The organism is Saprospiraceae bacterium (assembly GCA_016710235.1).
Lineage (GTDB): Bacteria > Bacteroidota > Bacteroidia > Chitinophagales > Saprospiraceae > Vicinibacter.
Genome location: JADJLG010000001.1, coordinates 2,715,413 through 2,736,280 on the forward strand (window position 1 = coordinate 2,715,413; position 20,868 = coordinate 2,736,280).

Consider the following 20,868-nt stretch of genomic DNA (forward strand, 5'->3'; position numbering starts at 1 on the left):
AATGTTCAGAATAGCAAAGTTTATCATCAAAATCATATTGGTTCTTTTCCTTTGGGTTTTGAAAGAGAGCTTTTATGACCAAAGCTTACTTCCTGCTTTATATTATACAGCGGTCGTAAAATCAATCCTACATTTTTTAATTTATTGGCTGACTGTCAATATAATCATTCGTTTTGCTCAGTTTATATATAGAAAGCGCAAACGAATGGGAGATAGATATTCTGATAATGTCATTGGAGGGCTTCAGAATATCTATTATATATTGTCGGTGATTGGCTTGGTGATAATGATTATTGGATTTTTTGGAATCGAATTCAACAAGCTGCTCACAGCGCTTAGTATCGTGGCTGCTGCAATTGCGATCATAAGTAAAGAAATCATTGCAGATATTCTATGTGGTATCAGTATTACATTTTCAAGAGACATTGCCATAGGAGATTATGTTAAAATAGGAGAGGCTAAAGGACGGGTGATCGATATTAATATTCATAAAATTGTGCTGCATAATGATGATGACGATATCATATATATATCCAACTCTAAAGCATATTATGACAATATTGTGAATTATACCCAGAAGGAAATCCGAAAGTACAACGTCGAATTTTCGATTCCGGTTTATCCACAACGCAAACTAAATGAAATTGACAACCAGCTCAAAGAAGTACTTTCAAATTTTGAAGAATACCTGGAGCCAGGTCAAAATAAACTACGAATCAGCGCCCTTGCAAAAGATGAAGTAAAGTTTAAATTTCAGTTTAAACTCAATCAGATTAACCCTCAAGTTGCAGATCAAATCAAATCTAAAATAATGGAACACGTCCTTGGTCAGCTGTATAATAGAGCTTAATCTAGACTGTTTTAATATTTTTTTCGATAAATTAATTTGTGTCGTTCGACGCAAAAACTGCCTGCATTAATTACATATTTATTAGCCTGTTTGTATTAGTATTATATATTCATTAAATAATTGTATAAAATAGTCTTGCGCTTAGGGTAACAAATTTCCAATTCGATTCACTATGTCTTGATGCACATGTTGATTTAATTTAAAGGATGATTACTTGCTGGTCTGATAATTCTAGGAAGGCAATCTTTTTCTAAAAGTAACAAAAACATATGCACCTGATTTTGTAACCGAAATAAACCATCTATATGAAGCAGATTATTAGTTTACTTATTTTTATTTGTATTGCTAATTTTACCTTCGCAAGGTATTGTGAGGTTCATAATCAAAAAGGCGACAAATTAATTGAATTTTGCAGGAATTTGTTTGTCGATGCAGGCAGTTCAACCGTTTCAGTCAAATATTTTACAAGTTTTTATGGTAAGTCAGAAAGTAATGTTTTCGGCAAATCGGTCAGGATCGAGACCGAATATTATGTAATAGGAGCTAATGACATTCAAGCAATATTGACGAGACTTGACAGTCTAACGCGATTTGGAATGAGAACATTAAAAATCGTTTGTAACTAATTTTTTAGAAGCATATTTTATTGGGCAATGGCCGATCCGGACTTATCTCTGGATCGGCTTGTTTTTTATTTTAGCAGAGTGATTACATCTTTTTATTCCAATCATAGTTTTGAGATTGGTTGAGAATGACTTCGGATTTTTGAATCTAAAGTGATTTGCAAAATGGCCCAAATATTATTTGGGAATATTTGATTGACCTGAGAACAAGCACTTAATTTGATGAGGCCCCTGCAATGCGAATTCTGGATGGAGTTTAAACGGGCCATCGCATACTATTCGCGAGCGTGAATTTATATGAATACAAAACCAAAGCTTTTTGATGAGTGACTCATCTACAGTTTTTAATGCTTATAGAATGTGATGTAGATCGTTTCACATCGTTTGGTAATTGAGGCCTCCTAAATTAAATGAATGCTTAAAGTGTGATACAACAGCTCGGTGAGTTTAAAAAAATTTCAATTATACTAATATTTGTTAATTTTGGTATTTCGCAGGCAAATCAAATTTTATTCGATTTGTTCGCATAGTATAAATTTTTTGTTATCCCTTTGGGGTTAGAATTAATGATTACAAGCATGAAAAAGGTTATTGTACTTGGAGGAGGCGTTGCAGGAATGAGTGCCGCACACGAGCTGGTTGAACGTGGATATGAAGTCGAAGTTTACGACAAGAATCCCGTATATGTGGGTGGCAAAGCGCGAAGTATTGATTATTTCGGTCCTGAGGCACAGCCTTACAAAGTGGCTTTGCCTGGAGAGCATGGATTTCGCTTTTTTCCTGGCTTTTACAAACATATCACGGATACAATGAAGAGGATTCCTTTTCAATCTGGAGGTAAAAAGAAAAGAGTTTTTGATAATTTGACTACTACCACACGTATCATGATTGCCAGATACGGCTTTAAACCAATTGTGACGACTTCTTCTTTTCCTAAACGTTTGTCCGATCTTGAACTCATCATCCATGATCTTTTCAGTGGAATTGACACAGGTCTCACTGAGTCTGAGGTCAAAGTCTTTTCACGTAAAGTCTGGCAGCTGATGACTTGTTGTGATATTCGTATCAATGATGCTTATGAAAGGATTGGTTGGTGGGAATTCCTTGAGGCAGATCGGTTTCCAGGCCAAGATGGAAAAGCTTGCCCTTATCAAAGTCTGCTCGTGCAAGGTTTGACCAGAACCCTCGTTGCTGCTAAAGCCGAAACAGCAAGTACTAAAACTGGCGGCAGTATATTCATTCAGCTTTTATATTGTATGCTAGATCCAACCATCAACACGGATCGTGTGCTCAATGGACCAACGAATCAAAAATGGCTAGATCCCTGGAAGGATTATTTACTCAGTAAAGGAGTAAAATATAATTATGGTAATGAAGCTATCAAATTAAATATTAATAGTTCAAAGACCATTATTTCTGCAGAAATTAAAACAAAACAAAGTTCATTTGAAATCAGTGGAGATTATTTTATCCTTGCTATGCCTGTTGAACAAGTCACAAAATTAATTTCAGATGAAATTATCAAAGCAGATCCATGTCTCAAAGTCATCAAACAACTGGCTCCGAGTGTAAGCTGGATGAATGGGATTCAGTACTATTTATCCAAAGATGTAAAAATAAATGAGGGTCATGTAATTTATAGTGATACAGAGTGGGCTTTGACAAGTATTTCTCAAATCCAATTCTGGGATGGCTATGATATTACTACGAAAGGCAATGGCAATGTTAAGGGAATACTTAGCGTAGATATCAGTAATTGGTTTAATCCTGGAAGGTATAATAAAAAATGGGCAAGTCAATGTACGAGAGAGGAAGTCGCCATAGAAGTGTGGGCTCAACTCAAAGACAGTTTGAATATCAACGGTAATATTTTAATATCCGATGATATGTGGATAGACTATTATTTAGACAGGGATATCAAAGATGCTACAGACGCTAAAGCAATTGGTGATCAGCACCAGCTCATGAATAGCGAACCACTTTTGGTCAACACTGTAAATTCTTGGGATTTGAGACCTGAAGCAGGCTCTGATATTGAAAACTTATTTTTCGCTTCAGATTATGTCCGGACTTATACTGATTTAGCTACCATGGAAGGTGCAAATGAAGCAGCACGTCGTGCTGTTAATTGTATTTTAAAGAAAGACAAAAGTTCTGCTTCACTTTGCAAACTTTGGCACCTACATCAACCTGCTATTTTATTGCCTTTTAAATGGTATGATAAACAACGTTGGAAAAGGGGTTTGCCTTGGTCGGATGAATTTCCATTTTGGTTGACTGCAACTGTTTTCCTTTGGTCAATATTGCTTACAGTGCCGACATTGATTAAAATAATTATGAAAAAATTTCAATAACCACATAATTATGAAAAGTGAAAATTTCAGAACATGGTTTATTCTTTTGAGCATGCCCATTTCGATGTTGGCGATATTCCTTTTGGATAAGGTTGATTGGGGATGGATTGGAGGAGCGGTTTGGAGTTTTGGGTTTGCTGCAATGTATATCATATATGCACAGAATAAAAAAGACGTCGCGATGTGGCGCTTTGTACTATTTACTATTGCGGCTGGATTTACTGAATTGATTGCTGACAAATGGATCGTTGATACTCATACACTATTTTATCCTCAGGATGAACCTTTTTTGGTTGCTTCTCCTATATATATGCCCTTTAGTTGGGTTGTGGTCTTAATACAGATAGGCTATATCGGTCATTTATTTCATCATAAATTTAATATAGTCCTCGCTACCATTTTTACAGGAGTGTTAGGATGTTCTGTGATACCTTTTTATGAATATCTTGCTATACATGCAGGATGGTGGCATTATGAAAATGCTCATTTCTGGGGGATTGTGCCCCGGTATATTTATGTGGCAGAAGGAATACTTATGCTTTCTATCCCTTATTTATTTGATCACACTTTGAGGCAGAAGTATGGAATGGTCATAATTCTTGGCGTGTTGCAAGGATTAGTAATGTTGATAGCAAGCATATTTGCTTTTCATTTCTTTTCTTGAATCAGAGACTCATTATGATTAATTATTTTATACCGAAGGAATATTTTGAGAATGATGAATTGCTCAGGCAAGCCAGATTGTTTGTAATTATCTGTTTCATTACACCGATGTTTTCAAGCTATTATCTCGTCGTATCTACACTGTATGACATGAAGGTGACTTTCTGGTCTATGTTGTTCAATGCAACCGTGTTCCCGATTTTGCCGTTCTTATTCAAGAGAAATATCATTAAACTAGGTTTTCTAACCAACATTTTTATTTTTGTTGGATCGGTAGGAGCCTTTTCATGTGCATTTGTGAATGGAGGACTGGTCTCCAGCATATTGCCATGGTTGTCATTGCTTCCTGTTTTGAGTGTTTTGCTGAGTAACAAAAAAAATGGAATTTTCTGGTTGATTGCTAACTTGTTGGCAATAATTATAGTCGGAATTTTAGATTATTCAGGATTTGGATTTAAAAACGAAATGAAAGAGCATTTTCGACATTATTTTATTGTTGGGAATTTGGCAGGGTTGAGCTTGATATTGTTCTTGATTGTAAATGTTTTTGAAAATACTAAGAATGAGGCCCTACTTAATCTTGATCGGAAAAACAATCAGTTGGATGAAGAGCGAAAGAATGCCGATAAACTTCTGCTCAATATACTTCCAAATGATGTTGTCAATGAGTTAAAAGAAAAAGGAAGATCTACCGCAAAGCATTATCAAAGCGTCACGGTTGTATTTGCAGATTTTGTGGATTTTACATCACTGAGTGAAGAGCTTTCTCCTGAGGAATTAGTTGGGGAATTAGATTCTTATTTCAGAGAGTTTGATCATATAATTGAGTTGCATGGTCTTGAAAAAATAAAGACAATAGGTGATGCATATCTTGCTGTCTCAGGATTGCCAAAGCAGAATTCGGATCATGCAATACATGCTATTTCTGCTGCAAAGGATTTATTGAATTTTGTAAAAAGAAAAATGTCTGATGGGGGCCGATTCGATGTTAGGATAGGAATCCATTCCGGACCTTTGGTGGCTGGAATAGTCGGGGTGAGAAAATTTGCATTTGATATATGGGGTGATACTGTGAACACTGCTTCCAGAATGCAGAGCGCAAGCGACCCAGGTAAAATTAATGTTGGTCACACTACTTATGAACTGACTAATAATTTCTTTAAATTTGATCAAAGGGGCAAAATTGCAGTTAAAGGCAAAGGCGAAATTGAAATGTATTTTTTAAAAACCATTTAACCGATTTATCTAGTTTGTCTAAGTATCTTTGTATATGTTATATGGAAAGTTGAAGAGGTACATGTTGCAATTTTTAGAGGAAAAGCTAGCAGAGAATCTCTACTATCATGACCTTGGGCATACATTAGAAGTGCTCAATAATATAAGTGAAATTTCAAGATACGAGAAAGTGACTAAGTATGAACTTGTGCTTTTAAAAACAGCAGCTTTGTTGCATGATTCTGGTTTTTCATTGAAGTATCAAGACCACGAATCTGAAAGTCAGAAATTGGCTCGTGAAATACTGCCGCAGTTCAATTACACTCATGTCGAAATTAATACTATATGCAATTTGATTGAGGTCACTAGAATTCCCCAAAAGCCAACAAATCTTATGGAAAGAATTATCGCCGATGCAGATCTTCTTTATCTAGGAACCGATCGGTTCCTAGATACTGCTGAGAAGTTGTTTCAGGAATTAAAATTCTACTCTCTGGTTTCCACGCGTATGCAATGGAATAAAATTCAGAAAGATTTTTTGAACGTCCATCATTTTCATACAGAATATTGTATCGAAAATTATAATCTGCCGAAGGCAGAAAACTTGCAGAAGGTTATTGAAGAACTGAATAATTCCAATTGAAAATGAGCTACAGCTTTAAAAAATGGCGTATTGAAGGAAAAAAGCTCTATACATTTGAGCAATTTTTATTGATGATTATTGGTGTCGGTCTTTCCGTTTTTGCTCTAAAAGGATTCATGATTCCAAATAAGTTTTTAGATGGTGGGGTAACTGGTATTTCGATATTTATGCATGAAAAATTCCATTTTTCATTTAGCATTGTTTTTATTATTCTGAACGTGTTGTTTTTGGTGCCTGCTTATTTTTATATGGGCAAGTATTTTGCTTTTAGATCATTGATCGTTACTTTTTTATTATCGATCGGAGTTGAATGGATTCACATTCACCCTGTGACCAGTGACAAATTGTTAATTGCCATTTTTGGCGGGTGTATTTTGGGGGTAGGAGTGGGCTTAGTTGCACGTACCGGATCTGCATTGGATGGCTTTGAAATACTAGCTGAATCGACCATTAAAAAAATTGGTTTTAGTATCACCGAAGTTATTCTTTTTTTGAATACTATTTTATTTTTGCTTGCTGCAATTGAATTTGGTATAGAACCAGCTATGTACTCGATCATCACTTATTTCGCTGCATTAAAGACTTTCGAATACGTGGTTGATGGTATTGAAGAGTATATTTCATTGACAGTGGTTTCAGGAAAATCTGAGGAGATAAAAAAAATATTGGTGGGCGACTTTGAAAAAGGTATTACGGTTTACAAGGCAGAGAGAGGATTTTTACCTGGGTCATCGGAGATCAGTACTCCGTGTGACGTGTTAATGACTATAGTCACTCGGTTTGAACTTTTAGATATAAAGGATAAAATATCAGGAATTGACCCACATGCTTTTGTTTATACTTATAAAATAAGGGAGACAAAAGGAGGGATAGTCAAACGTAGAAATATTCATCATTAACCCAAAAATTTGGAGTTGGTTTTTAGAGCGTAAACTTGTGTTTTCTTATTTGTTGTTTAGATTTGTATTGGATAAACCAAATACAATTTTGCTGTTTTTTTTTTAATTAGAAATAGATCTCCAATTTTAAGAATTAAGTTTACTCAACGAATGAAATATTGGCTTTTTTCCTTTTGCTACGGATATAGGAGTAGTTAATTAAAAGAACACCAAGCAAAGTGATGGCGGCTCCGGTAATGATTTTAAAATTGTGAGGCTCGTGAAGTATCACAGCCCCTAAAATTAACGCGATGATAGGATTAATATAACTCTGGATACTTACTATAGTTGCAGGAAGGTGTTTCAATGCGTAGATATACGCACTATATGCCACAATCGAACCAAAGAAGATCAGGTATAACCATATGAAAACCAAGTCAGGGCCTACGTGCACCGACTTCCAAGATTCCAGACAAAAGCTTAAAACCGCTACAGGAATGCCACCGAAAACCATATGGAATCCGGCCGTGATAAAGGGAGACACAGGGAATGAATAGTTTTTGCTCCAAACAGTACCAAGAGCCCAGCATGCTATGGACAAAAAGCTAAGACTTAGCCCAATAATTAATTTGCTGTGATCTCCTGGAGTATGCAATTTGTCATAACAGATAATTAGAATACCTATAAATCCGGCACCAATGCCAATCCAACCTTCAGGAGTCAATTTGTCTTCAGGTTTGTAGTACATGGTCATGATCGCTATTATTACCGGAGATAGTGCAGCCATGATTGCAGATATACTACTATCGATAAATTGTAATCCGAACGTACCAACCCCATTTCCAACACTGATGAGCAATATTCCTAACGGAATTTGTTTTATAAAATAATTTCTATCAGGCCAGGGATTCTTTCTAATGACAAAAAAATAAATCAAGATCAATGTACCTGCAACCAGTTGCCGCACAGTAGTGAAAAATAATGGTGGCATTCGGCTGACACCAAGTTTGTTTACCAGATATGTAGTTCCCCATATCAGACAAACAACAACCAAAGCAAAAATAGCTCTGCCTGAAACTTTCTGCATTAGGTATTTGGTGCTAATTCAATTTTTAAATGATCTAGATCCTCCGTAATTGGAATCTGACAAGCCAGTCTGCTATTCGGTAATACATGAAAAACCTGGTCCAGCATATCGCGTTCTGGATCCCTCATAACTGGCAATTTATTATTGTTCAGGATATAAATATGACAGCTGGCGCACAATGCCATTCCACCGCAAGTGCCATCAACCGGAAGTTCCCAAGCCTTTAGAATTTCCATCAAGCTATACGATTCACCTAATGGCGCTTCGATCATTTTTTCCTGACCATCTCGGTCTATTACATTTATTTGTATGGTCTCTTTACTCATTCTCTATTGATTCCGGTTACTGTGGTATACTTAAAACTTGGCTTTTTACCTTTATGTACAATTTTGTAGGCTGATTGAACCATTAGCGTAGCCTCATGAAAACCACATAAGATCAATTTCAACTTACCCGGATATGTATTTATATCCCCTACGGCAAAAATTCCTTCAATATTGGTTGAATAGTCAAAGGTATTGACCTCGATGGCACTTTTGTCCACCTGAAGTCCCCAATCTCCCATTGGACCTAATTTTGGTGTCAAACCAAATAAAGGAATGTAGTAATCGGTAGCTACTTTAACTATTCCTTGTGGTGTGGTGATATCCACTTGTTCCAGTTTTGAGTTCCCTGATAATCCGATCACTTCGGACTCAATTATAAGTTTTATTTTACCATCATTTGCCAGTTCCATAATTTTATCTACTGACTCCGGAGCACCTCGGAATTCGGTCCTTCGATGGACTAGAACCAATTGTTTCGCAATTGGAGCAAGAAAAATACTCCAATCCAGTGCGGAGTCACCTCCTCCTGCGATTACCACTGACTTATCCCTGAATTTTTCAGGATCTCTGACAATATAATCTACTCCTTTATCCTCGAAACCGTCGATATTGGCTATAGGAGGTTTTCGCGGTTCAAAACAACCTAATCCACCAGCAATACAAACCACAGGCGCTTCTATTACAGTGTTTCGATTGGTAGTGATTCTAAACCTTCCATCTTCAGTCTTTTCAAGAGTTTCAGCTCTTTCTCCTAGAGTAAAACCAGGCTTGAAAGGCTCTATTTGCTTCATCAGATTGGCTACCAAATCTCCCGCCAGTACTTCAGGATAGCCCGGAATGTCGTAGATAGGTTTTTTAGGATATATTTCCGAAAGCTGTCCGCCAACATTCGGAAGCGCATCAATGAGGTGACATTTAAGTTTGACTAAACCTGCTTCGAACACAGTAAATAGACCGCAAGGACCTGCTCCGATGATAGCTATATCAGTTTGAATACTTGAATTCATGTAAATTAAATAATGGCAAAAATAAAAGTCCTTTTAATCCTTTTTTAGAAGTTGGAGATCCTTAACTCTTTATTGACTGGAAGATTTTCGCAGGACATCCAGTCTTTCAGAAAATGATTTTTCTTCAATTGGATGAATCAGTAATCCTAATTGTTCCTTTATATCCTCCTGGTGTGCAATTGATTTTTTCATTTTCAAATCAATGTGTAGAAATTTAGTCCACATCAGTGACTTCAATTCCGACATATCATCATTCCACATTTGATACTCATTCATGATCATTTTATCAGAAAAATAAATGAGACTTGATTTGATCTGAACAAATTCATTTCGTGCAGCTTCTCTTAGATATGAAATCTCATGATGAACAATGACCCAGGCCAAACCTCTGGTGCGGGTATATTCCTCAAGATTTAAATCATACTCATGAAAGGCATGATCTTCTCTTGCTTCAAGCATGTAATCCAAATATCTGGTATTATACAGATGACCCAAGGGATCACAATCTTTAAATCGAATGCGGTATCTTGACTGGGGCTGTTTATTTATATTATTTGGAATCTTCATGACCTATTGCGGCTAGTAAAAATGTGTAATTCATTGCTGTTTCCTTGTGTACGGCAAATCTACCTGATGCACCCCCATGTCCGGTATCCATATTGCAATGTAACAGGAGAGGATTGTCGTTTGTTTTCAATTCCCTCAATCTTGCGACCCATTTTGCCGGTTCCCAATACTGTACCTGTGAATCATGAAGTCCGGTGGTGATCAACAAGGAAGGATAATCCTGGGGCTTTACCTGATCATAAGGTGAATAGGATTTGATATACTCGTAAAACACAGGATCGTTTGGATTGCCCCACTCATCGTATTCTCCTGTTGTTAAGGGAATACTATCATCTAACATCGTTGTCAATACATCAACAAAAGGCACAGCTGCTATTACTGCCTTCCACAGGTCTGGTCTCATATTGACGACTGCACCCATCAACAATCCTCCTGCACTTCCACCATAAGCACATAATCGTGCTGGATCAGCATATCCTTTAGCCACAAGTGTTTCTGCGCATGAAATGAAGTCTAAAAATGAATTTTTCTTCAACAGGAGCCTTCCATCTTTATACCATTTCTTACCCATTTCTTCGCCGCCTCTGACATGTGCAATCGCAAACACAAATCCTCTATCGAGCAGACTCAGCCTTGGAATACTAAAGGTAGGTTCTATACTGATGCCATAGGATCCATAACCATAAAGTAACAAGGGGCGATTAGCCTTAACATGCGTTGAATTTTTATAAACTAAAGAAATTGGGATCTTTGCTCCATCATGAGCAGTAGCATATATTCTTTCAGTTGTAAAATCTTCAGATTGAAAAGATCCACAGATATGTTGCTGTTTTCTAATAGTAAATTGGCTATCTTCGAAGCTAAAATCAATAACGCTGACTGGAGTTTTTAACGATTGAAAATTTATCCTGACAAAAGAACTTTTGATTTCAGCATTCACACCTAATGAACAGGAATAAACCTCTTCATCAAATGGTACCATGAAAGCGCTTTCATTCCAAGGTTTTATCCATATTTGTTGTAACCCTTTTTGTCTATATTGCATTGCTATATAATGCTCAAAAAGTTCAAAATCTTCAATCAAAATATCTTTATTATGGCCGACAATTTCAACCCAATTTTTTAATTGTGTGTCATTCGTACTGCAAGTCAACAGTTTAAAATTGGGCGCTTTTTTGTTGCTTCGAATCACCCATCCATTTGGGTGATGATCAATATAATACTCATGTCCTCTTTCTCTCAATCTAAATACAGCCGGTATTTCGTGTGGCAGATGCATGGATAAATATCTATATTCGGAAGTTAGTGTTGAATTACTGAGAATTAGTAGATATTCCTCCGACTTACTACTTCCGATAGAAGCATAATAGCTTGGATCTTTTTCTTCATAAATACAAGTATCAATTTCTGGATCTGAGCCAAGTATATGTTTCATTACTTTATAATCTCTCAATGTGATCGGATCTTTGACTACATAAAATATAGTTTTGTTGTCTTTGGAAAATACAGCATAACCTGCAGTGTTATGAATTATTTCCGGATAATTTTCAAATGTTTCAATTGATTTGAAACAAAGATCAAATAATCGCCTGCTCATGGAGTCAAAAGAATATGCCATGATCTTATTATCCGGACTTACACTTATCGACCCTATTTGGTAGTAATTGTGTCCTTTGGCCATTTCATTTACATCCAAAAGTATTGATTCTTCGCTGCTGTCAATCTCCTTTTTTCTCAAGTAAATGGGGTATTCTTTACCCTCCACAAAGCGATGTTGATAATAAAAATCGTTCTTCAGGTATGGCACTGAATCATCATTTTGAGGGATCCTTGAAATGATCTCATCATATATCTGCTTGCGCAAGGTCTCATAAGGCTTTAGCATCGAATCAGTATAACTGTTTTCCAAGTTCAAATACTCGATCACCTTGGGATTGGATCTGTCATTCAGCCAATAGTAGGGATCTATTCTGTTATCCCCATGACAGGAGAGAACTTGGTTGTGTTTAGTAGCATAGGGTGTTTCAGCTTTAGGAAAAACAGGCATTTTAGAAATTTTAGGTAGGAAACGAACAATACAGTCAAAAGATTAAGTTTTATGAAAATTTAAGCTGCTTTAGGAAAAAATATATCTTTAAGCCAAAACTATCCTGATTTTAGTGAAGACGTTTTACCATAATGCAAAAAAACTGATCGTGCTCTCCCTGCCAATTATGTTGGGCAGTGCGGGTCAGAATATTATAGCCCTGACGGATAGTATTTTTTTGTATAAATACGATGAAAAGGATTTTGCAGCTGTAGGTGTTATTAGCGTATTCTATCTTGTTATTGCTTCGATAGCTTTTGGGTTTTCCAAGGGAGGCCAAATCTTAATGGCCAGAAAATTTGGCGAAAAATCTAATGATTTCGTCAAAAAGTACTTCTATGCAATAGTTTTCTTTGAACTGGTAATTGGGATTTTGCTGTTTCTTATACTCAAGTTTGGTGCAAGATTCATCCTAGGATTTTTCATTGACTCTGATCTTATCCTTGAAAAGTCACTTGAGTTTTTGCAATTTAGGGTATATGGATTGGTATTCGCTTATGTGGGATTGGCTCTGGTAGCACTTTACATGGCAATATCAAGACCTGCTATCATCTTTATTGACACTCTTATTTTAGGTATAGCAAATCTGATCCTTTGCTACGGTCTTGTCTTTGGAAAGTTAGGTCTTCCGGAAATGGGAATAGCGGGAGCAGGGCTGGCAAGTGCACTGTCCGAGATAATCGCTTTTATTTTTTTTGCTGGGTACATGGCTTTAGATAAAGAACTCCTGGTTTTTAAGCTTCGGAAAATACCTGTGATACATATGGAATGGGTGAGGACGATTTATAAAATCTCTATACCAATTTTATTGCAATCAGTCGTAGGGATAGGAGCTTGGTTTTTGTTTTTTGCGATGGTGGAGAAATTGGGAGAACACGAGCTTGCGATTTCTAATTTGATTCGGGTGGTTTATCTCATATTGTCTATTCCATGTTGGGGTTATGCTACTGCAATCAACACCATAGTAAGTAAAACAATAGGTAGAGGAAGGCAACGCAGGGTGATTCAGGAAGTATATCATTCATCGATAGTAGCATTTGTCACTACATTTTTGATCTCAGCACCTGTATTATTATTTCCTGAAGTTTTACTACATCCCTTTTTGGGCGGAGAAGATCTGAAGATCTTTCAGGATAGTATTTTTTACTTCAAATTGTTATTGCCAATTATGTTGATTTATTCCGTTTCAACCATTTTTTTTAATGGCGTAAGTGGTACTGGAGAGACTCGCAAAGGTTTTTATATCCAGACTTTATCAACAATTTGTTATCTGATTTTTGTGTGGTTTTCGATTCGCAATTTCGCGACCATGGGCTTACCATGGGCCTGGGGTGCTGAGATCATTTTCTGGGCTGTTCAGCTCGTTTTATCCTGGATGGTATTACGTAGTGGTAAGTGGAATTTTTTAAAACTTTGATTTTCACAGTTTATCTATGTAGCTCCCCTGAACTATGTGAAAAAGCTGCTTCTGAGTCATTTTTTTTAAAAAAAATAACAAACATTGAATTTGTTTTAGCCATATGTAAGCGTTTGATTTTTTGAAAAAAATATAATACAAAAAATTATATATAATTGATTGTCAATGATATAGCAATACTTTGATCGTCGCATTGAGAAATTAATATATTCGATTTTCATAAATATATTTGCGCCGATATGCGATTAAAAAGCCTTGAAATAAAAGGATTTAAGTCCTTTGCAGACGATACGGTAATTCATTTTAATGAGGAAATCACCGGGATAGTTGGCCCGAATGGATCGGGAAAGTCCAATATCGTAGATGCTATCAGATGGGTACTCGGTGAACAGAAAGGCAGGGAACTCCGACTGGCTCAAATGGCCGATGTCATTTTTAATGGTACAAAGAAGAGGAAAGCCGCCCCGATGGCTCAGGTCACTCTCAATTTTGAAAACACCAAAAACATTCTTCCTTCAGATTATCAGGATATATCCATTTCCAGGCTGCTTTATCGGAGCGGCGAAAGTGAATATCGTTTGAATGGTGTCAATTGCCGTTTGAAAGATATTACATCTTTGTTTCTTGATACTGGAGTGGGTCCGGATAGCTATGCAATTATTGCCTTAGGTATGGTGGAAGACATTCTCTCCAATAAGGAGAATGCGAGACGTAAAATGTTTGAGCAAGCTGCAGGCATTTCAAAGTATAAAGCTCGTAAAAAAGAATCCATTCAAAAGCTGAAAGCTACAAATGAAGACCTCGCAAGAATAGAAGATTTGCTCTTCGAGATCAATAACAACCTGACAGATCTGGAGAAGCAGGCTAAAAGAGCGAAGAAATATTTTGAAATGCGGGACAAGTACAGATCTACAGCCATGTTACTGTACCATATTTCAGTGAACAATCTTCGCGAAAAAATTAATTCCCTCTCAGATCAAATTAATCAAAAACTTGATCTCCATAGAGAGCAGGAAATTATAGTACGCAATACAGAAGCCGATCTTGAGCAATTCAAAAAGTCAAATCTGGATAAGGAGAAAAACCTGGGGGATTTTCAAAAGAAAGTGAATCTTATCCTGGATGAAATCAGAAACGCAGAAGGAGATGTTCAAGTCAAAGATCAAAAAAGAAATCTTTTGGAGTCTCAGATATTGCAGATAGCTCAACAGATAGAAACTGCGGGTGTTAGACTCCAAAGCTTGGAACTCGAAATAGTACAACGCTTACAAGAAGCAGATGACAGCGCCGTTGAATATCAGAAGGCTTCTCATCAGTCTTTGACTCAAGAACAGATCTATATTGAAAAACAAACTGAATTTGACGATCTTAAAGCAGGTGTCGATATTTTCAATCAAGAGAAAAGCTTGAATGAAAAAGCTATTTTTGATCTGGAGAAAACAATCGCAATTGCAGAAAACCAAATTGAAAATATTCAAGTCGAAAATCAAAGATTGGAAAATGAACTTGATTCAAAAGTTCAAGAGTTCTCCCATTTTGAAATCCAAAAAATAGAGAAGGATCAATCTTTGATTGTCGTTAGGCAAAAAATAACCGAATGTCTGAGAGAAGAGGAAATTCGTCAAGAAAAAGTTAAAAACTTACAGAAAGAGATTGAGTCGCAGAATAGCAAAATTGGCCAACTTAACCGCTCAAAGGATGCAAAGAAAAATGAGTTCGAGTTGCTCAAAAGCATGGTGGAAAAAATGGAGGGATTTCCGGAGTCGATTCGATTCCTGCACCAAAACTGGAGAAAAGATATTCCTGTACTTTCAGATCTAATCTACACTGCTGAAAAATATAGAAACGCTATTGAGATGTTTCTGGAGCCTTATCTGAATTATTATGTTGTTCATACCGAGGACGAAGCATTGAAAGCGATAAAGTTGTTGATGAGTAGTGGTAAAGGAAAGGCACATTTTTTTATCTTAGATAAATTCAGGCAAATCCACAAAACTCAGGCAGATATTAAAAATTGCAAGAAAGCTTCTGATTTGGTTGAGGTAGATGAGTTGTATCAACCTTTATTCAACTCTTTGCTCAATAATGTATATATTCCGGATGATGACAAACAACTTGACGATGTCATCCGATTTCCGGATGAAATATCCGTGGTCAGTGTGAGTGGATCAATACTGAAAAAATCTGAAGCTATTTCAGGTGGTTCAGTGGGTTTATTTGAAGGTAAGAAACTCGGTAGAAAGAAAAATTTGGAGAAACTCGAAAAAGAAATCAAAGACCTTGAGCTTGAGATTTTAGCTCTGGATAGAAATTTAGTCGATGTTAAGAATGATCTGAAAAAGCTCGAACTAGATCATCGCAATTCAGATCTACTTGATCTGAGAAAAAGCGAGACGGAATTGGTAGCAGCCCAGGCACAACTGCAAACTAAATTGCAACATTTTATCGAGTTTAAGGAAAGTGTTTCATCCAGGCTACTGAAAAATAAAAGTCAAGCCGCGGATCTAAAGAATCAAATTCAGAACCAAAATTCCGACTTGGGATTGGCAAGAAATAAATACGATTTATTGCTTCAATCCATTGCCGACAAAGATGATGTTTTCGGAAAAGTATCAGCAGAATTATCTCATGTGCTCAATGAATTCAATCAATCTAAAATCGAAGTTCTCAAATGGCAAAATAGACATGAAACAAATAAGCGAGAACTGGGTTTTCGCCAACAGCAAAAAGAAGAAATTACAGGTAAGAATAATGAAGATGAGCAAAAGATCGCAAATTATAGAGATGAGGTTGTCGAATTAAAATCTTCATTGACAGCAGCAAGAGAATTATTGAGGGAGAGATTCGAAGCTAAGAAAATATTAGAGACTGACTTGTCAAGTTTGGAAAGAGAGTATTATGAGGCAAGAAATGAAATCACACTTTATGAAAATAAAATAAAGGCAGCTCAGAAAGCGTCAAACGATCTACAAAGTGACATCAATGCATTGAAAGACAATCGTTCAGAAGCTAGCTATAAGATTCAATCTACTGAAGAAAAAGCGGAGATTGAATTTAGTATGAAACTATCACAGTTTGTTCCGGATCAAGAAACAATTGATATGGATGAAGACCAATTGCGAGATCGATCTTTATATTATAAAGTGAGATTGGACAATTATGGCGAAATCAACCCATTAGCCCTTGAAGCTTATGAGGAGATGAAGGAACGACATGATAAAATTCAAGAGCAACGTACCGACATTCTCCAGGCTCAAGAAAAACTGTTAGAGACCATTAAAGAAATTGAGAATACAGCAACAGCTGGATTTATGTTGGCTTTTAATCAGGTAAGGACTCATTTTCAGGATGTCTTTAGGAGTTTGTTTACGGCTGATGATGATTGTGATTTGATCTTGTTGGATCAAAATGATCCATTAGAATGCGATATCGATATCATTGCAAAGCCAAAAGGTAAGCGTCCAAAGTCAATCCATCAACTTTCCGGAGGTGAAAAGACACTCACTGCTATAGCATTACTCTTCTCATTATACTTATTAAAACCAGCCCCATTCTGTATTTTTGATGAGGTAGATGCTCCTTTAGATGATATCAATATTGAAAAGTTCAATCACATCATTCGCAAGTTTTCAAAGAGCTCCCAGTTTATCATCATCACACACAATAAATTGACCATGGCTGAAGTCGATGTTCTATATGGCGTATACATGGAAGAACAGGGAATTTCTGGAGTGACCTCTGTGGATTTTAGAAAATATGACCATGAGATCGTGCTGGAAGAAATGGAAAGATAGTAAACCATTTCCCTTTTTCTTTCAAAATTGAACTGAATGACTTTTATATATTAAATAAAGTAAATATATATCTCTATCTTCGCGCCAGAAAAGATTGGAATCCACCGATGCTGGTCAAAACTAAGCGAAAGTCGTTTTTTAAACTAAAATTTTGAGTCTGGTATTTGATTTCACATTACCATTGTCTTGCAAAGCGGCTTCATTATTTTACTGGTATTGGATTTTAGATTAGTGCACTATTCAAAAAATAATTTAATCAACTTTTAAAGCATATGCAAGGATTGAGTGAACAGGAGGTCATCAGAAGAGAAGGTCTGCAGGAATTGATGGATTTAAATATCAATCCATTTCCACCACAGGCATTCGATGTAACTTGCAATTCGCAAGAATTAAAGAGTCAGTTTAAGGCGGATCCGGAGAAATTTGGCACAGTATCTATAGCCGGACGGGTAATGATGAAGCGTATCATGGGAAAGGCTTCATTTGTGGAGTTACAAGATGCATATGGCAAAATTCAACTTTATATTAACCGTGATGTGATTTGTCCGGCTGAAGACAAATCTCTTTACAATACTGTGTTCAAAAAATTAACGGATATAGGAGACTTTATTGGAGTCAAAGGGTATGGATTTATTACCCAAACAGGAGAAATATCCATACATGTTTCAGAGTATTTTTTTCTCTCAAAGTGCCTACACCCATTGCCTACTGTAAAAGTTGACGCTGATGGCAAAGTTCACGATGCTTTTGTTGACCCCGAAGGGCGATATAGAAGAAGATATGTTGATCTTATTGTAAACCCTCATATCAAGGAAATTTTCATACGAAGGGCCAGATTGATTCAGCTTATGCGAGATTTTTTTAATGTCAGGGGTTGGTTGGAAGTAGAAACTCCTGCACTTCAATCCATACATGGTGGAGCAGCAGCAAGGCCTTTCAAGACCCATCATAATGCTTTGGATATACCTCTTTATTTGCGTATTGCCAACGAGCTCTACCTTAAAAGATTAATAATCGGAGGATTTGATGGTGTGTATGAATTCGGGAAAATGTTTAGAAATGAAGGAATGGACCGAACACACAACCCAGAATTCACTTCTATGGAAATTTACATTGCTTATAAAGATTATATCTGGATGATGGAAATGCTAGAAGATCTCATGGATTGGATGGTGCCTCAGGTCGCCGGAAGCAAAACAGTACAAATTGCTGGCAAGGCAATCTCATTTGCAAAACCATATAGGCGATTAAGTATGTTTGATGCTATCAGAGAATACGCAGGTTTTGATGTGGAGTCCAAATCAGAAGAGGAGTTGAAAGCATATTGTAGATCACAGCATATAAAAATCGATGATACAATGGGTACGGGAAAACTGATTGACGAGATATTTAGTGAAAAGGTTGAGGATCAGTTGATACAGCCAACCTATATAATCGATTATCCGATCGAAATGACTCCACTTGCAAAAAAGCATCGCAGCAAAATTGGATTGGTTGAAAGATTTGAACTCTATGTCAATGGGAAAGAAATTGCAAATGCATATACTGAGCTAAATGATCCTATCGACCAAAGGAAAAGATTTGAAGATCAGTTGGTATTAGCGGCAAAGGGAGACGAGGAAGCGATGGCTCTGGATGAAGAATTTTTACAAGCAATGGAGTATGGTATGCCTCCAACTTCAGGCTTAGGAATTGGCATTGACAGGCTGACAATGTTGCTGACCGGTCAGGAATCAATCCAGGAAGTATTGTTCTTTCCTCAAATGAAACCTCTCCCGACCGAACAATGAAACTGGACTTGCTAATTTTAATGGGTAATTTTCAATTTGCTCAAGGTGTCAATTCACTTTAAGATAGGGTAAATCCAATACATCGAGCTTAGCCCAAAGTTGAGCTTTGAGTATAAACTGAAGTTTATTGTCTTGTATTAAAAAATTTTGGATTTGGTAATTTTCAATTTGACCACTCAAAAAGCATCCTTTGGAGACCTCGTTAAGTTTTAATTCTGCTTCGATGGACTGTGACATATCCCGAACCATCGTGTTCAATTGGTCCTCTATGGTGTTTTTTACCTTGCTCTGCAATACCGATTTGACTAGAAAAAATAAAGTCTTATCAATGGTTCGCCCCTCAGCAATTTTCATGTCAAAGTTGAGCAAATCCCATTTACGTTTTTCAGAATCGAAATTTGGATCAAATTTGAGGTTCAATTTACCATTAAAAGCTCCTGATAGCTCCGTTTCTGCATTTAGTGTTTTAAGATTTCCACTCAATTTGATGTTTTTTATTGAGAAACTCGTTCTTCCGCTCCCAAAAACCTGCTGATGCACGGACTCCCTGATTGATTGCTCTATGTAGGCCAATGGAATCCGATTAAATATATAAATGTGAGAGATACTATCAACTTGAGGTCTGATTGAAAAACTCATCTCTGCATCATCGTTTCTATTGCTTTGTATATCCAAAGTGGATTCTGCATAAAAAAGGGCAGGGATCAATAAAGAATGTTCCGTGGTGGAAATCGGCCCCAAAGCTATTTCCAAGGGCTTGATATAGACATTCAATATTGAATCCTCAGTCGAATAAAAAGGCGTAGAAAAGTACTTTTGTACCAGGGATCCCAACTTCTTGATATCAATTAGATTTTGGATGGATTCATCAAGGGATGCCATCATTTTATTTTCAGCATATTTTATAATTTGGTTTGCCAAAGTCTGGATAGGCAGCTGAAATCCAAGTACATTGAGCTTTGGAGGTGTGATCCACTCATATTTACTGATAATGGATTTTGAATAAAATTTATTATCCTGAATTTCAAAATGTGAATCTATATACAATCTGATTATTCCATTTGCTTGAAGTTGTTGCAGGCTTTTGTGGGCGATTATATTGACTTGTAAAGGGATAATACTTTTGATTGTAGCACCTGATGCTTCAAAATCTGGAACTTCCTTTAAATTGACATTGCATATATATCCACTTTCCAACTGAAATCCTTCAGCAAAACTGTTTTGATAGAGCCTGTAAACCAAACTGTTTAACTCTTCCCGACTAACGGAAATCGGCAAACTGAATTGACTCGGATAAACCGGTATAGGAGAATCATTTGAATTCACTAGGCTTGTGATTTTTTTTGTAGAACTGCAAGAAATACTCATAACTGCAAGAGTTATGCAATATGAACCTGCTAATAGAATCTTTGATAATCGGAAAAACATGATAAGCTCTCAAACATATTTAATGTATAAAGAGTTCAAGCCAGTATGTAAGGAATGATAGGTAGAATGGATAAAGGACCATGACTGCCGTGATTGGTGTGTCGATCTTTGATTTCTATTCTATTCATTTGAATTAGCCT

General features: G+C 36.5%; 16 protein-coding genes. 10 read left to right on the top strand and 6 right to left on the bottom strand.

Annotated elements, in window-relative coordinates:
* The first annotated feature begins 1 nt into the window (after window position 1).
* From IPI99_10795 to IPI99_10825, 7 genes are all read left to right on the top strand, one after another.
* The gene (locus IPI99_10795) at window positions 2-850 is read left to right on the top strand and encodes a mechanosensitive ion channel family protein (protein ID MBK7341005.1); all 849 of its coding nucleotides are present in this window, start codon (window positions 2-4) and stop codon (window positions 848-850) included.
* A 305-nt stretch (window positions 851-1,155) separates the two neighbouring features.
* Window positions 1,156-1,476, top strand: coding sequence for a hypothetical protein (locus IPI99_10800; protein ID MBK7341006.1), 321 nt, complete (start codon window positions 1,156-1,158; stop codon window positions 1,474-1,476).
* Between the two features lie 575 nt (window positions 1,477-2,051).
* On the top strand, window positions 2,052-3,827 hold the full coding sequence (locus IPI99_10805) for an NAD(P)-binding protein (protein MBK7341007.1): 1,776 nt from the start codon (window positions 2,052-2,054) through the stop codon (window positions 3,825-3,827).
* A 10-nt stretch (window positions 3,828-3,837) separates the two neighbouring features.
* Entirely contained in the window at window positions 3,838-4,491 is a 654-nt protein-coding gene (locus IPI99_10810) for a hypothetical protein (GenBank protein MBK7341008.1), read from the top strand.
* 14 nt (window positions 4,492-4,505) lie between these two features.
* Window positions 4,506-5,726 carry an adenylate/guanylate cyclase domain-containing protein gene (locus tag IPI99_10815; protein ID MBK7341009.1) on the top strand — a complete coding sequence of 407 codons (1,221 nt, stop codon included), beginning with the start codon at window positions 4,506-4,508 and terminating at the stop codon, window positions 5,724-5,726.
* A 61-nt stretch (window positions 5,727-5,787) separates the two neighbouring features.
* Window positions 5,788-6,348 carry an HD domain-containing protein gene (locus IPI99_10820; GenBank protein MBK7341010.1) on the top strand — a complete coding sequence of 187 codons (561 nt, stop codon included), beginning with the start codon at window positions 5,788-5,790 and terminating at the stop codon, window positions 6,346-6,348.
* Window positions 6,349-6,419: 71 nt separating this feature from the next.
* Window positions 6,420-7,247, top strand: a complete 828-nt coding sequence (locus IPI99_10825; protein MBK7341011.1) for a YitT family protein — start codon at window positions 6,420-6,422, stop codon at window positions 7,245-7,247.
* 139 nt (window positions 7,248-7,386) lie between these two features.
* On the opposite strand, the gene IPI99_10830 is transcribed toward IPI99_10825, so the two are convergent.
* The 5 genes from IPI99_10830 to IPI99_10850 all read right to left on the bottom strand — a co-directional run bounded on the left by IPI99_10830 (window position 7,387) and on the right by IPI99_10850 (window position 12,260).
* Window positions 7,387-8,313 (bottom strand): EamA family transporter, encoded by a 927-nt coding sequence (locus IPI99_10830; GenBank protein MBK7341012.1) that lies wholly within the window; start codon window positions 8,311-8,313, stop codon window positions 7,387-7,389.
* Complete coding sequence (locus tag IPI99_10835) at window positions 8,313-8,639, bottom strand: 2Fe-2S iron-sulfur cluster binding domain-containing protein (GenBank protein MBK7341013.1); 327 nt, start codon at window positions 8,637-8,639, stop codon at window positions 8,313-8,315. The genes IPI99_10830 and IPI99_10835 overlap by 1 nt, the downstream gene beginning before the upstream one ends.
* Window positions 8,636-9,646, bottom strand: coding sequence for an NAD(P)/FAD-dependent oxidoreductase (locus IPI99_10840; protein ID MBK7341014.1), 1,011 nt, complete (start codon window positions 9,644-9,646; stop codon window positions 8,636-8,638). Before IPI99_10840 ends, IPI99_10835 begins: the two co-directional genes overlap by 4 nt.
* Before the next feature lie 69 nt (window positions 9,647-9,715).
* A complete protein-coding gene (locus IPI99_10845) occupies window positions 9,716-10,141 on the bottom strand; it encodes an acyl-CoA thioesterase (protein MBK7341015.1) in 426 nt (141 codons plus the stop codon).
* A gap of 55 nt (window positions 10,142-10,196) precedes the next feature.
* Window positions 10,197-12,260: a S9 family peptidase gene (locus IPI99_10850; GenBank protein MBK7341016.1), complete on the bottom strand. Its 2,064-nt coding sequence runs from the start codon at window positions 12,258-12,260 to the stop codon at window positions 10,197-10,199.
* Window positions 12,261-12,372: 112 nt separating this feature from the next.
* Between IPI99_10850 and IPI99_10855 the strand changes: the two genes are divergently transcribed.
* The 3 genes from IPI99_10855 (at window position 12,373) to lysS (ending at window position 19,300) form a co-directional block, all read left to right on the top strand.
* Window positions 12,373-13,716, top strand: coding sequence for an MATE family efflux transporter (locus tag IPI99_10855; protein MBK7341017.1), 1,344 nt, complete (start codon window positions 12,373-12,375; stop codon window positions 13,714-13,716).
* Between the two features lie 239 nt (window positions 13,717-13,955).
* Window positions 13,956-17,510, top strand: coding sequence for a chromosome segregation protein SMC (gene smc, locus IPI99_10860; protein MBK7341018.1), 3,555 nt, complete (start codon window positions 13,956-13,958; stop codon window positions 17,508-17,510).
* A 272-nt stretch (window positions 17,511-17,782) separates the two neighbouring features.
* Complete coding sequence (lysS, locus tag IPI99_10865) at window positions 17,783-19,300, top strand: lysine--tRNA ligase (GenBank protein ID MBK7341019.1); 1,518 nt, start codon at window positions 17,783-17,785, stop codon at window positions 19,298-19,300.
* 48 nt (window positions 19,301-19,348) lie between these two features.
* On the opposite strand, the gene IPI99_10870 is transcribed toward lysS, so the two are convergent.
* On the bottom strand, window positions 19,349-20,668 hold the full coding sequence (locus IPI99_10870; protein ID MBK7341020.1) for a DUF4403 family protein: 1,320 nt from the start codon (window positions 20,666-20,668) through the stop codon (window positions 19,349-19,351).
* Window positions 20,669-20,868: the final 200 nt, after the last annotated feature.